Raw genomic sequence first — 12,893 nt, 5'->3', positions numbered from 1 at the left:
GCGGTCGCAGGACCTCAGGTGGTGGGACCGCCCGGCGGGGTGCCGCCGACCGGCGGAGCAGCCACGGCCGGCTCCTCCTCGCCCATCACCGTGGGGCGCTGCTTGGAGATGTAGACGGCCACCGCGATGCCGCCGGCGGCGACGATCGCGATGAGGATGCGCACCACGTCGTTCTCGCCCTCGCCGTAGGAGAGGTCGACGATCGCGGCCACGATCAGCAGCGAGACCAGGTTCATCACCTTGAGCAGCGGGTTGATGGCCGGGCCGGCGGTGTCCTTGAACGGGTCGCCGACGGTGTCGCCGATGACGGTCGCCTCGTGGGCCGGCGAGCCCTTGCCGCCGTGGTGGCCGTCCTCGACGAGCTTCTTGGCGTTGTCCCAGGCGCCGCCGGCGTTGGCCAGGAAGACCGCCATCAGCGTGCCGGTGGCGATCGCACCGGCCAGGAAGCCGGCCAGCGGGGCGACACCGAGCCCGAACCCGACCGCGATCGGCGCCAGGATCGCGAGGATGCCGGGCGTGGCCAGCTCGCGCAGCGAGTCGCGGGTGACGATGTCGACGACCTTGCCGTACTCCGGGCGACCAGTGCCCTCCATGATCCCGGGGATCTCGCGGAACTGGCGGCGCACCTCGTAGACGACCGCGCCCGCGGCCCGTCCGACGGCGTTGATGGCCAGGCCCGAGAACAGGAAGACCACGCTGGCGCCGAGCAGCGCGCCGACGAGGACCTTGGCGTCGAAGACCCAGAAGCCCTCGAAGAACGGGCTGATGTCCGCGTCGTTGGCGACCTCGGCGAACTTCTCGAAGGCGTCCTGGGTGTAGGAGGCGAACAGCGCGCTGGCGGCCAGCACGGCGGTCGCGATCGCGATGCCCTTGGTGATCGCCTTGGTCGTGTTGCCGACCGCGTCGAGCTCGGTGAGGATCTGCGCGCCCTCGGGGCTGACGTCGCCGGACATCTCCGCGATGCCCTGCGCGTTGTCGGAGACCGGCCCGAAGGTGTCCATCGCGACGATCACGCCGACGGTGGTCAGCAGGCCGCAGCCGGCCAGCGCGACACCGAAGAGCGCCACCTGGCCGCCGATGAGCGCGGCACCGAAGACGGCCGCACCGATGACCAGCGCGGTGTAGACGGCCGACTCGAAGCCGACCGCGAGGCCGGAGAGGATCACCGTGGCGGCGCCGGTCATCGAGGTCTTGCCGACGTCCTTGACCGGGCGGTGCTCGGTGCCGGTGAAGTAGCCGGTCAGCGAGAGGATCGCGGCGGCCAGCACGATGCCGATCACCACCGAGACCGAGGCGAAGACCCGCGGGCTGGCCTCGGCGCTCACGTCGACGCCGAGGGAGGCCCAGTCGCCGGGCAGGTAGACGAAGGACAGCAGCACCGAGCCGACCGCGCCGATGCCGGCCGAGAGGTAGAAGGCCCGGTTGATCGTCTTCAGGCCGCTCTCCCCGGCACGGGGCTGGGTCAGGTAGACGCCCGCGACCGCGGTCAGCGCACCGATGGCGGGGATCAGCAGCGGGTAGACCAGGCCCTTGTCGCCGAAGGCCTGCGAGCCGAGGATCAGTGCGGCGACCAGGGTCACGGCGTAGGACTCGAAGAGGTCGGCGGCCATGCCGGCGCAGTCGCCCACGTTGTCGCCGACGTTGTCGGCGATGGTCGCGGCGTTGCGCGGGTCGTCCTCGGGGATGTTCTGCTCGACCTTGCCGACCAGGTCGGCACCCACGTCGGCGGCCTTGGTGAAGATGCCGCCACCGACTCGCATGAACATCGCCAGCAGGGCGGCGCCGAAGCCGAAGCCCTCCAGCACCTTGGGTGCGTTGTCCTGGAAGAAGATGACCACGAGGCTCGCGCCCAGCAGGCCCAGGCCGACGGTCAGCATGCCGACGGTGGCGCCGGTGCGGAAGCCGATGTGCATCGCCGGGTCGCGACCCTGCGTCTCGGCGGCGGCGGCCACGCGCAGGTTGGCCTGCACGGCCAGGCTCATGCCGAGGTAGCCCACGGCCGCGGAGAACCCCGCGCCACCGAGGAAGGCCACGGAGCGGAAGATCCGCACCACGGCGTCGTCGGCCGGCAGCAGCAGCAGCGCGAAGAACGCGATGGCCGCGAAGATCGCGAGGGTGCGGAACTGACGGGTCAGGTAGGCGTTGGCTCCTTCCTGGACCGCGCGGGCGATGGTCTTCATGTTGTCGGTGCCCTCACCGGCGGCTAGGACCTCTTGCCTGAACATCGCCGCCATCGCGAGCGCGCCGAGCGCGATCAGTGCGACGACGATGACCAGGACGAGGTTCCCACCGGTGACGTCCACGACAGCGGGAGCGAATCCCGTCATGTGCTGCCTCCTGCGACTCGGTCGTGCGGGTCGGGGCCACCAGGTGTGACCCAGGTCTCACGGAACGAGGCAGACTCTACGCAGATCAGGCACCCGGAAAGCACGTCGATGTGACCTGCGCCACATCGTGTCGGGCGCGCATCCCCTACGTGCGTTGCCCTCAGGCCGCTCGAGCGGGCTCGACGGGGCGGCGCGGCGACGTACGCCGGCGCCCGGCGCGGCGGTGCTGCGGCCGCGGTGCGGCGGTGGTGCGGGGCCGGTCGGCTCAGTTGGCGGCGAGCGCGTCGTCGGCCGACTCGTGGATCACGAAGACCTTCGCCAGGCCGGTGATCCGGAAGATCTTGAGCAGCCGGTCCTGGGTGCAGACCAGCTGGAGCGACCCGTCGTGGGCACGGACCTTCTTGAGCCCGCCCACCAGCACGCCGAGGCCGGTGGAGTCGAGGAACTCGACGGCCTCCATGTCGACGACGAGGTCGTAGACGCCGGCGGCGACCAGCTCGGTGATCTTGTCACGCAGCTTGGGAGCCGTGTAGACGTCGATCTCCCCGCCGACCGCAACGATGGTCTTGCCATCGGCATCGCGTGTCGCAAGGGTGAGGTCCACGTCTTACTCCCTGTCAGCTGCACTGGCGCTCGGAGGCGGCGGGACGCCCCCGGTCCCGAGCATCGGATCAGGCATATGAAACCACGTGCGGCACCCGCACGCACACCACAGTAAAGAGCCGGTCCCACATCGTGTCGGCCCGGACCGGTCCACGACCCTGCCGGAGGCAGCGGTGTCGGCGGGGTTTGGGACCATCGGGACGTGCCCGCCGACCCCTCCGACACCCCCCGTCCCCCTGCCCCGGGGCGGACCCTGCGGACGCCGCCGGGCGGCGTCGGCGACGTCGTCGAGCGACTCGCCTCCCTGCCCTCCCGCGAGGGCCGGTTGACGCACCTGGAGCGGCTCCCGGCGCGTCCGGGGCGCTCGGCCGACTGGCCCGGCTGGGCCGACCCGGGGGTCGTGGAGGCCTTCGCCGCCCGGGGCGTGGCACGCCCCTGGGAGCACCAGGTCGAGGCCGCGGAGTCGGCGTGGGCCGGGCGGCACGTGGTGGTCTCGACGGGCACCGCCTCGGGCAAGTCGCTGGCCTTCCAGCTGCCGGCCCTGACCACCCTTCTGGGTGCCCGCGGCCGGCGCGGCCAGCGCGGGGCGACGACGCTCTACCTGGCGCCGACCAAGGCCCTGGCCCAGGACCAGCTGGCGTCGCTGCGCGGCCTCGGCCTGGGCCTGGGGGTGACCACCCACGACGGTGACTCGACCCGCGAGCAGCGCGACTGGGCGCGCGACCACGCGGAGTACGTGCTGACCAACCCCGACATGCTGCACCGCAGCCTGCTGCCCGGCCACGAGCACTGGCACCACTTCTGGCGCACGCTGCGCTACGTGGTCGTGGACGAGTGCCACCACTACCGGGGCGTCTTCGGCGCCCACGTGGCGCAGGTGCTGCGCCGGCTGCGCCGGGTCTGCGCCCTGCACGGCTCCGCACCCACCTTCGTGCTGGCCTCGGCGACGGTGGCCGAGCCCGCCGACGCCGCGGGCCGCCTGACCGGGCTGCCGGTGCACGCCGTGACCGACGACGCCTCCCCCCGCGGCTCGGTGGCCCTCGGGCTCTGGGAGCCCCCGCTGACGTCGAACGCCGGCGAGAACGGCGCGCCGGTGCGTCGCGCGGCGTCCTCCGAGACCGCCGACCTGCTCACCGACCTGGTCGTCGAGGGCGTGCGCACCCTGGCCTTCGTGCGCTCGAGGCGCGGCGCCGAGCAGGTCGCGCTGACCACCGCCGGGCTGCTCGAGGAGGTCGACCCCGCGCTCGCGGGCCGGGTGGCGTCCTACCGGGGCGGCTACCTGCCCGAGGAGCGCCGCGCGATCGAGCAACAGCTGCGGGCCGGCGAGCTGCTGGGCCTGGCCGCCACCAACGCCCTCGAGCTCGGCATCGACGTCAGCGGGCTCGACGCGGTGCTGATGGCCGGCTTCCCCGGCACCCGGGCGGCGCTGTGGCAGCAGGTGGGCCGCGCGGGGCGCGGCGCCCGGGACGCGGCAGCGGTGCTGGTGGCACGGGACGACCCGCTCGACACCTACCTGGTGCACCACCCGGAGGCGCTGTTCGGGCGCCCGGTCGAGGCCAGCGTCTTCGACGTCTCGAACCCCTACGTGCTGGGCCCGCACCTGTGCGCCGCCGCGCAGGAGCAGGCCCTGACCGAGGCCGACCTGCCGCTCTTCGGCCCGACCGCCCGGGCGGTGCTCGACCAGCTGGTCGCCGCGGGGCTGCTGCGCCGCCGAGCCAACGGCTGGTTCTGGACCGACCGTCGCCGCGCGGCCGACCTCGCCGACATCCGCTCCGCGGGCGGACGCCCGGTGCAGCTGGTCGAGGCCGGGACCGGCCGGGTCGTCGGCACCGTCGACGCGGGCAGCGCCCACGGCACCGCCCACCCCGGGGCGGTCTACCTGCACCGGGGCGAGACCTACCTGGTCACCTCGCTCGACCTGGAGGAGTCGGTGGCGGTCATCGAGCGTGCCGAGCCCGACCACTCCACCTCGGCCCGCGAGATCACCGACATCAGCGTGCTCGCCGAGCGCGAGCACACCGACTGGGGCCGGTGCCGGCTCTCGGTGGGCGAGGTGGCGGTGACCCACCAGGTCGTCTCCTACCTGCTGCGCCGCCAGCCCGGGGGCGAGGTCGTCGGCGAGGAGCCGCTCGACCTGCCCGAGCGCACCCTGCGCACCACCGCGGTGTGGTGGAGCGTGCCCGACGACGTGCTCGAGGACAGCGGGATCGACCCCGGCGACCTGCCGGGGGCGGCGCACGCGGCCGAGCACTGCTCGATCGGCCTGCTGCCGCTCTTCGCGACCTGCGACCGCTGGGACATCGGTGGCGTCTCCACCGCGCGGCACCCCGACACCGGGGTGCTGACCGTCTTCGTGCACGACGGCCACCCGGGCGGGGCCGGCTTCGCCGAGCGGGGCTACCGCACCGCCCGCGCGTGGCTGGGCGCGACCCGCGAGGCGATCGTGTCGTGCGAGTGCGAGGCCGGCTGCCCCTCGTGCATCCAGTCGCCCAAGTGCGGCAACCAGAACAACCCGCTCGACAAGGCCGGGGCGGCCCGGCTGCTGGAGGTGCTGCTGGCCGAGGCCGGCCCGGCCACCGACGCGATGGCCTAGGCTCCGCGCATGGTCGTCCTGGGTCTGATCCTGCTCGCCGCCGGTGTCGCCACGATCCTGGCCGGGGTGCTCACCGCCGAGAACGCGGTCGGGGTCGTCCAGGTGCTCGGCGTCGACGTGGGCGCGCCCACGCTCTTCCTGCTCGGGCTCGCCTCGGGCGTCGCCGTGCTGCTGGGCGTGGTGCTGATCCGCATCGGCACCCGCCGCTCGCTGCAGGCACGCCGCGAGCACAAGAAGCTCGAGGAGCTGTCGCAGAAGCTCGACGCCGTCGAGGCCGAGCGCCGCCGCGACCCCGACGAGGACGCCGCCTCGCACTGACGGGCCCTCAGGGCGCCGGGCCGGCCCGGGCCCGGGCCTCGATGACCAGCACCCGGTCGAGCCCCGGCGGGGCGTCGACGCGCACGGTGACCAGCACCGCGCTGCCCTCGGGCGTGCAGGCGGTGAGCGCCGCCCCGTTGGCCAGGGCCACCCGGTCGGCGGCCAGGCACCCGTCGGCCCGGCTGGTGGCGCCGGCCAGCGCGGCGAGGTCGGCGGCGGCCTGGGCGCGGCGGTGGGCGACGACCACGGCGCCCAGCTCGGCGAGGGCGACCCCGAGCAGCAGGAGCAGTCCGGCCAGGGCGACGCCCAGCACGGTGGCGGCACCGGCCTCGTCGGGCGCGCCCCGGCCCCCGCGCCGGGCCCGTGGGCGGGTCACGGTGCCTGCTCCTCCAGCGCCGTCGCGGCCGCCGACACCTCGGCGCCCGGCAGCGCCGCGAGCAGCCCGCCCGGCCCGCTGACCGTGCCGGTCACGGTGACCACGACGGTGCCGTCGGCCCGGGCCACCGCCACCCGGCTGCCCGGTGGCGCGACCTGCGCCGCCAGCGCGACCGCGCGGGCCTGGTCGTCGCCGCGGGCCAGGGCCCGGGCGGCCTCGCGTGCCGCGTCGACGACGCGGACCTGGGCCAGGCCGACGCTGAGCAGCCAGGTCATCGCCACCACGACGGCCAGCAGCAGCGGCAGCACCATCGCCAGCTCGGCGGTCACGGCGCCGCGCTCGGGTCGCGCCCCCGGGCCACCCGGGCCACCCGGGCCACCCGGAGCACGCGGCGGGCGCCGGCGACGCGACCCGCGTCTCACCCGATGCCCAGCAGGCCGAGCACGTGGTCGAACAGGGTGGTGAGCAGCTGGTCGCCGAAGCCGCCGGTGAGCATCGCGTAGAGCAGGCCGGCCAGGCCGGCGCCGGCAGCGGTGCCCACCGCGTACTCGGCGGTGGTGATGCCGTCGTCGCCGCGGGTCGGGCCGGGCTGCAAGCCGTCGTCGGGTCGCTGGGTGGTGTCGAGGTCGTGGTGCACGTGCGCTCCTCCTTGTCGGGGTCGCAGGGTCGCGACCGGTCCTCCGATCCTGGGTCGCCCGGGCGCACCCCGCGGCCGGCCGCAGGCGGCGTGTGGGCGGGCCCGCGCGACGCGGCGCCTGTGCACGGCTCCTGGCCCGGACCGCGGGCGGCTCACAGCAGGGTCCGCATCAGCCCGGCGGCCAGCGGCACGATGCCGACCAGCACGAAGGCGGGCAGGAGGCAGACGCCGAGGGGCACCGCGGCCCGCACCCCCACGGACCGGGCCAGGTCCTCGGCGTCGGCGCCGGCCTCGCGGGCCAGGGCGTCGGCCAGGTCCTCGACCGCCTCGACCACCGACGACCCGCTGGTGTGGGCGCGCGCGAGCGCCCGGCCCAGCGGGGCCAGCAGCGGGTCGCCCGCCACGTCGTGCCACACCGTGCCCGGGTCGACGCCCAGGCCGAGCCTCGAGGTCAGCGCCAGCAGGTGGTCGGCGGCCGGGCCGGGCAGGGCGGCCCCGGCCACCGCGACGGCATCACCGGGGGCGGCCCCCGCCCGCAGCGCCACCGCGAGCAGCCCGACCAGGTGGGGCAGGTCGCGGCGCACCTGCTCACGTCGGCGACGCAGCGCCGGCGGCTCGGAGCGACCGACCACGACCCAGACGACCACCGCCAGCACCGGCCCGGCCGCGGCCCCGGTCGCCCCGCCGACGACGGTCGGGCCCACCGCCGCGGCGCACAGGGCCAGCAGCCAGCGGTGCCGGCGCATCCAGCCCTGCGCCGCAGCGGGCCCCGCGGCACCCGTGGCTCCGCCCGGCACGGCGCCGGGCACCAGGATCGACGGGCGACCGCGGGCGGGCGGCACCCACGCGGCCGCGGCCGCGGCGGCCAGCAGCGCCACCGCCCAGGGGCTCACGCGCCGCGCCCGGCCTCGCGGGCCAGCGCCTCGATCCAGGCGAGGCCGGCGAGGGCGAGCGCCACCCCGGCGGCCAGGCAGGCCAGGCCCACGGGGTGCCCGAGCAGGAAGACGACCGGGTCGCCACCCGCGCCCGAGCCCATCAGCAGCGCCCCCACCGGCAGTACCGCGACCAGCCGCGCGGTCGCGCGCGCCGAGGCCAGCTCGCCGGCCACGACCCTCCGGGTCCCGCGCGCCCGGCGCAGGTCGACCGACACCCGGGCCACGGCGTGGGCCAGGCCGTGGCCGGTGCGGTGGGCGACCTGCCAGGCCGCGGCCACCAGCCGCAGGTCACCGGCGCCCGGGACCTCCCCTGCCGCCCGCCACGCAGCCGGTACGTCGGCCCCGACCCGGTGCGCCTCCGCGACCGGGGCCAGCACCGCCCACTCCTCGGCGGCCCGCTCCAGCGCGGCGCCCGGCGGGCGGCCCGCGGCGAGCTCGGAGGCGAGCGTCTCGCAGGTCTCACGCACCCGCTCCGCGCGCTCGGTGGCCAGCCGGTCCGCGCGACGACGACGGTGCAGCACCAGCAGCACCCAGGCCGCCGCCAGCGCCACCAGCACGGGCGCCAGCAGCCGCACCAGGGCGACCCCACCGGCCCCGAGCACCGCCGCGCCCAGCAGGCCGAGCGCCAGCCACCTGCTCCCCCTCCTGCTCCCCGTGTCCTCCCCCCTACCGTTCCCCGCGTCCGTCCCGGTGCGCCACCGCAGGTTCCTCGTCGGGTCGGGCCGGACCAGCAGCGCGGCCGCCCCGGCCGCGGCGACGGCGGCCAGGACGGCCAGGAGGACGGGCGGGCCCACGGGGAGACCGGCCCCCGCGCCCACCGCCACGGTCACGGCCGGTCCGCGGGCTCGAGCAGCGCCGCCAGCCGCGAGGCGCCGGGGCCGTCCTGCACCCGGTCGCCGTCGAGCCGGGCGGCGGTGAGCATCCGCACCAGCCCGTCGGGGCCGCGCTCGGGCACGGCCAGCTCACGCACCCGGCGTACGCCGTCGCGACCGCGGGCCAGGTGCACGACCAGGTGCACCCCCGAGGCCAGCTGGCTGTGGGTCGCGGCGCGGTCGAGGCCGGCGGCCAGGGCCAGCGCCTCGACGCGGGCGGGCACGTCGGCCGCGGAGTTGGCGTGCAGGGTGCCGCAGCCGCCCTCGTGGCCGGTGTTGAGGGCGGCCAGCAGGTCGACGACCTCGGCGCCGCGCACCTCCCCCACCACGATCCGGTCGGGCCGCATCCGCAGCGCCTGGCGCACCAGGGTGCGCACGTCGACGGCGCCGGCGCCCTCGATGTTGGCGGGCCGGCCCTCGAGCCCCACCACGTGCGGGTGGTCGGGCCGCAGCTCGGAGGAGTCCTCGACGAGCACCAGCCGCTCGGCCGGGTCGACGAGGCCCAGCAGCCCCGCCAGCAGGGTGGTCTTGCCGCTGCCGGTGCCACCGGTGACCAGGAAGGCGAGCCGCGAGGCCACCACGGCGCGCAGCAGCCGGGCGCCGCCGGCCGGCAGCGCCCCGTCGGCGACGAGGTCGTCGACGCGGATCGCCCGGCTCGGCGGCACCCGCAGCGAGATCGAGGTGCCCGGCCGGGCCACCGGCGCCAGCACCGCGTGCAGCCGGGTGCCGTCGGGCAGCCGCGCGTCGGCGTACGGCGTGGCGTCGTCGAGGCGGCGCCCGGCCGCGGCGGCCAGGCGCTGGGCCAGCCGGCGCACGGCCGCGTCGTCGGGGAAGACGACCCCGGTCGGCTCGAGCCCCTGACCCCGGTCGACGACGACCTGGGCGGCGCCGTTGACCAGCACGTCGGTCACGCCGGGGCGGCGCAGCAGCGGCTCGAGGGGGCCGGCGCCGAGCACGTCGCGACGCAGCGCCTCGTGGACCGCCAGGACCGTGGTGTCGCCGACGGGCCGGCCGGTGGCGCGCAGCGCGGTGGCGACGCGGTGCGGGGTCAGCGGGCCCGGGTCGCGGGCCAAGTGGTCGCGGACCACCTCGACCAGGTCGCCGGTGTCGAGGGCCGTCGGCACCTGGCTCACGCCGCCTCGCCGAGGACCTCGAGGCGGTCGAGGAGCCCCGAGGCGGTGCGGGCCAGCACGCCGCGCTCGGAGGCCGCCGGGCCGCGCCCGAGGTCGACGGCCTCGTCGAGGCCGCGTTGGTCGCCCATCGCGGCGAGCACGGGGGCTCCGACGGCCCGGCTCACCAGCGACGGGTCCGCCGAGCCGCGCACGACGAGCCGGGTGCGCGCCGGGTCGCCGAGCCGGGCGCAGACCCGGGCCGCGGAGGCCAGCCCCGGCACCGTGGGGACCACGACCACCAGCACGAGGTCGCAGTGCGCGACCACCTCCTCCGCGACCGGGCCGAGCACCCGCGGCAGGTCGACGACGACGGTCTCGTGCCCGCGCCGGGCGGCCGAGAGCGCCTCGCGGGCGGCGAAGGGGGCCAGCGTGTCGGCCCGGCCGGGCGGCCAGGTCAGCACGCCCAGGTCGGCCTCGCGCGGCACGGCGTCGCGCAGCGACCTGGCACTGAGCCGGCCCGTGGTGCGCCCCAGCGAGTCCCACCGGACGCCGTCGCGCCGCTCGAGGCCCAGCACCCGGTCGAGGCCGGGGCCCGCCGCGTCGGTGTCGACGACCAGGGTGGGTCCGCGCCGCGCGGCGCGCTGGCCGAGCGCGCAGGCCAGCGTGGTGGCGCCGGCGCCGCCCGAGCCCCCGACCACGGCCACCACCCGGGCCGGGCGCACCCGCGCCTCGCCGAGGTCGGTGAGCAGCTCGGTCAGCCAGCCCGCCGAGTCCGGCAGGTCGGAGACGTCGGCGGCCCCGACGGCGAGGGCCAGGCGGAAGAGGTCGTCGGGCACCGCCCGGGTGCTGACCACGTGCACCCGGGGCCGGCGCGGCGGGCCCAGCACCGCCATCTCCCCGGCCAGGTCGGCGCCGAGCAGCACCAGCGGCGCCCGGGACCAGCGGCGCAGCGCCTGGGCGGGCTCACCGGTGGCGGCCAGCGCCGTGCCGGCCGCGGCCGCCAGACGCCCGACCTCGTCGAGCAGGTCGGGGTCGCGGGTCACCACCAGCGGCGGGTCGGGCTCGGCCTCGGCCGAGGGACTGGCGGGACCGGTGGGGAGGGGTGCGCTGCGCAGTGGGCTCATGGGCCCACGCTGCCCCGGCCGCGGCGGCCCGGCGCGACGTCGCACGGACCCTGTGGAACGACCCCGCACCACGCCCCCGGTGTGCGCCCGAGGTGGCGCATCCCACGCCGCTCCCGCCCCGGCCCGGCCCGCACGGGGGCCACCACCGCCTAGGCTCGACCCATGACCGCCTCCGCGGCTTTCTTCGACCTCGACAAGACGATCATCGCCAAGTCGAGCACGCTGGCCTTCAGCAAGCCCTTCCAGGCGGGAGGGCTGATCTCGCGACGCGCCGTCCTGCGCTCGGCGTACGCCCAGTTCGTCTACCTCGTCGGCGGCGCGGACCACGACCAGATGGAGAAGCTGCGCCAGTTCATGTCGCAGCTGTGCAAGGGCTGGGACGTCGCGACCGTCAACGAGATCGTCGCCGAGACCCTGCACCACGTCGTCGACCCGATCGTCTACGACGAGGCCGTCGCCCTCATCGAGGAGCACCGGGCCGCGGGACGCGACATCGTGATCGTCTCGGCCTCCGGCACCGAGGTCGTCGAGCCGATCGGCGCGATGCTCGGCGCCGACACCGTGGTCGCCACCCGCCTCGAGGTCGAGGACGGCTGTTACACCGGCGAGATCGCGACCTACGTCTACGCCGAGCAGAAAGCCGTGGAGATCCTCGAGCTGGCCGCCCAGCGCGGCTACGACCTCGCCGACTGCTACGCCTACAGCGACTCGGTGACCGACGTCCCGATGCTGGAGGCCGTGGGACACCCCCACGCGGTCAACCCCGACAAGGAGCTGCGCCGCACCGCCACCGAGCGCGACTGGCCGGTCCTGGTCTTCATGCGCCCGGTCGCGCTGCGCAGCCGGGTGCGGGTGCGACCGACCCTGGCCGCCCTCGCCGTGGGTGGCGCGGTGGCCGTGGGCGGGGCCGTCTGGGCCGGTGCGCGCCGCCGCGGCCCGACCGCCTGAGCCCTCCGACGCACGCTCGCCCGGCCACCTCCGGGGCGGGTGCCCCCGCAGGCACGGGGTGCGGCATTTTCCTGCCGTCCCCTTGTGTCGCGCGTCACATCGGCGTACACAAGGGGGTACCAACTCCATAGACGTACACGTGACCAGGGGTACCCACGCGGCGATCCACCCTTCCTACAGGGCGCTTGTCAACGGAACACTTCCGAGACAGCTTATGAGTGCACGCTTGGTAGCCAGCCAGGACACGTGTCAGCGATGGCCCCGCGGAGCTCTGCTCCCGGGGCCATCTGCTTGCCCGACGCAGGAGGGCTCAGCCCTCCGCCGGCCTCCGCAGCGGGGACGCCTCGGCGGCCGCGGCGTACGCCTCGGTGGCGTAGAGCAGCCAGGAGTGCACGCCCGCGTCGCCGCCGGTGGCGTAGCCGCGCAGGTTGGACTCGTAGGCCTCCCGGAGCGCGAGGTGGCCGGCCTCGGGCACCACCAACGACTTCTCGTCGACCCCGCGGGCCACCAGCACGAGGCGCTCGGCGGCCCGGGCGACCAGGCCGTTGTGGGAGGCGAAGGGGGCGGCGGTGGCGAGGTCGGCGTGCACCACGGCGGCCACGAGCAGGCCCGGCGAGCCGGCGCTCGAGGTGATCAGGTCGGCCAGGTCGCGCAGCCGACCGGCGGACCCGGCGTCGCGGGGGCGACCGCGCTCCTCGGCGGGCAGGCTCGAGGCGGAGGCGAGGGCGTGCAGCCGGGCCAGCGCCTGGAGCGGCGAGCGACCCAGCGTCGGCACCAGCGAGAGCAGCTCGGTCGAGAGGCGCAGCGAGTCCTGGGCGACCGCGTCGCCCTCGCCGGCGCGCGCCTCGGCGAGCGTCGAGGTCGACCCCTCGAGCACGGCGCTGGCGTGCGCGCCGCGCAGCAGCGACTCGGCGGTGGTCTCGGGGCTGGTGCGCCGCAGGCCGCGGTCGCGCAGCACGACGTCGATCCCGTCGCGGGCGGCGGCCAGGCCGCTGGGGACACCCTCGAGCGACACCAGCCAGGACAAGGGATCGGAGGTCACGGCGTC

Annotated in this window: 13 protein-coding genes; 3 read left to right on the top strand and 10 right to left on the bottom strand. The window is 76.4% G+C overall.

The features are described 5' to 3' along the window. Window positions 1-14: 14 nt before the first annotated feature. On the bottom strand, window positions 15-2,327 hold the full coding sequence (locus tag OCU29_RS05085; RefSeq protein WP_179615150.1) for a sodium-translocating pyrophosphatase: 2,313 nt from the start codon (window positions 2,325-2,327) through the stop codon (window positions 15-17). A 265-nt stretch (window positions 2,328-2,592) separates the two neighbouring features. Continuing rightward, on the bottom strand, window positions 2,593-2,931 hold the full coding sequence (locus OCU29_RS05080; protein ID WP_179615149.1) for an anti-sigma factor antagonist: 339 nt from the start codon (window positions 2,929-2,931) through the stop codon (window positions 2,593-2,595). 303 nt (window positions 2,932-3,234) lie between these two features. Between OCU29_RS05080 and OCU29_RS05075 the strand changes: the two genes are divergently transcribed. Together OCU29_RS05075 and OCU29_RS05070 are read left to right on the top strand one after the other, a co-directional pair. Continuing rightward, window positions 3,235-5,523, top strand: coding sequence for a DEAD/DEAH box helicase (locus OCU29_RS05075; protein ID WP_370463660.1), 2,289 nt, complete (start codon window positions 3,235-3,237; stop codon window positions 5,521-5,523). Between the two features lie 9 nt (window positions 5,524-5,532). Then, on the top strand, window positions 5,533-5,841 hold the full coding sequence (locus tag OCU29_RS05070) for a hypothetical protein (RefSeq protein ID WP_261819044.1): 309 nt from the start codon (window positions 5,533-5,535) through the stop codon (window positions 5,839-5,841). A gap of 7 nt (window positions 5,842-5,848) precedes the next feature. Here OCU29_RS05070 and OCU29_RS05065 read toward each other — a convergent pair whose 3' ends face one another. The 7 genes from OCU29_RS05065 to ssd all read right to left on the bottom strand — a co-directional run bounded on the left by OCU29_RS05065 (window position 5,849) and on the right by ssd (window position 10,897). Further along, window positions 5,849-6,217 carry an Rv3654c family TadE-like protein gene (locus OCU29_RS05065; protein WP_261819043.1) on the bottom strand — a complete coding sequence of 123 codons (369 nt, stop codon included), beginning with the start codon at window positions 6,215-6,217 and terminating at the stop codon, window positions 5,849-5,851. After that, window positions 6,214-6,546, bottom strand: coding sequence for a TadE family type IV pilus minor pilin (locus tag OCU29_RS05060; RefSeq protein ID WP_219633641.1), 333 nt, complete (start codon window positions 6,544-6,546; stop codon window positions 6,214-6,216). Before OCU29_RS05060 ends, OCU29_RS05065 begins: the two co-directional genes overlap by 4 nt. An 89-nt stretch (window positions 6,547-6,635) precedes the next feature. Then, a complete protein-coding gene (locus tag OCU29_RS05055; protein ID WP_261819042.1) occupies window positions 6,636-6,854 on the bottom strand; it encodes a DUF4244 domain-containing protein in 219 nt (72 codons plus the stop codon). A gap of 152 nt (window positions 6,855-7,006) precedes the next feature. After that, complete coding sequence (locus OCU29_RS05050) at window positions 7,007-7,747, bottom strand: type II secretion system F family protein (protein ID WP_261819041.1); 741 nt, start codon at window positions 7,745-7,747, stop codon at window positions 7,007-7,009. Further along, a complete protein-coding gene (locus tag OCU29_RS05045; RefSeq protein WP_261819040.1) occupies window positions 7,744-8,619 on the bottom strand; it encodes a type II secretion system F family protein in 876 nt (291 codons plus the stop codon). Before OCU29_RS05045 ends, OCU29_RS05050 begins: the two co-directional genes overlap by 4 nt. Then, complete coding sequence (locus OCU29_RS05040; protein ID WP_261819039.1) at window positions 8,616-9,794, bottom strand: TadA family conjugal transfer-associated ATPase; 1,179 nt, start codon at window positions 9,792-9,794, stop codon at window positions 8,616-8,618. Before OCU29_RS05040 ends, OCU29_RS05045 begins: the two co-directional genes overlap by 4 nt. Then, complete coding sequence (gene ssd / locus OCU29_RS05035; protein WP_261819038.1) at window positions 9,791-10,897, bottom strand: septum site-determining protein Ssd; 1,107 nt, start codon at window positions 10,895-10,897, stop codon at window positions 9,791-9,793. Before ssd ends, OCU29_RS05040 begins: the two co-directional genes overlap by 4 nt. A gap of 162 nt (window positions 10,898-11,059) precedes the next feature. On the opposite strand from ssd, the gene OCU29_RS05030 reads away from it, so the two are divergent. Then, window positions 11,060-11,845, top strand: a complete 786-nt coding sequence (locus tag OCU29_RS05030; RefSeq protein ID WP_179615142.1) for an HAD family phosphatase — start codon at window positions 11,060-11,062, stop codon at window positions 11,843-11,845. Window positions 11,846-12,155: 310 nt separating this feature from the next. On the opposite strand, the gene OCU29_RS05025 is transcribed toward OCU29_RS05030, so the two are convergent. Further along, window positions 12,156-12,887 (bottom strand): oxidoreductase, encoded by a 732-nt coding sequence (locus OCU29_RS05025; protein WP_261819037.1) that lies wholly within the window; start codon window positions 12,885-12,887, stop codon window positions 12,156-12,158. Window positions 12,888-12,893 lie beyond the last annotated feature (6 nt).

It is taken from the genome of Nocardioides sp. OK12, from assembly GCF_024341885.1.
GTDB classification, from domain to species: domain Bacteria; phylum Actinomycetota; class Actinomycetes; order Propionibacteriales; family Nocardioidaceae; genus Nocardioides; species Nocardioides marinisabuli.
The sequence above is the reverse complement of the archived record's forward strand: the minus strand, read 5'-3'. Positions and strand labels throughout refer to the sequence as shown.

Coding starts and splice junctions, on each gene's coding strand:
- OCU29_RS05085 (WP_179615150.1), bottom strand. CDS start 2,327: ATGACGGGATTCGCTCCCGCTGTCGTGGACGTCACCGGTGGGAACCTC.
- OCU29_RS05070 (WP_261819044.1), top strand. CDS start 5,533: ATGGTCGTCCTGGGTCTGATCCTGCTCGCCGCCGGTGTCGCCACGATC.
- ssd (WP_261819038.1), bottom strand. CDS start 10,897: ATGAGCCCACTGCGCAGCGCACCCCTCCCCACCGGTCCCGCCAGTCCC.
- OCU29_RS05030 (WP_179615142.1), top strand. CDS start 11,060: ATGACCGCCTCCGCGGCTTTCTTCGACCTCGACAAGACGATCATCGCC.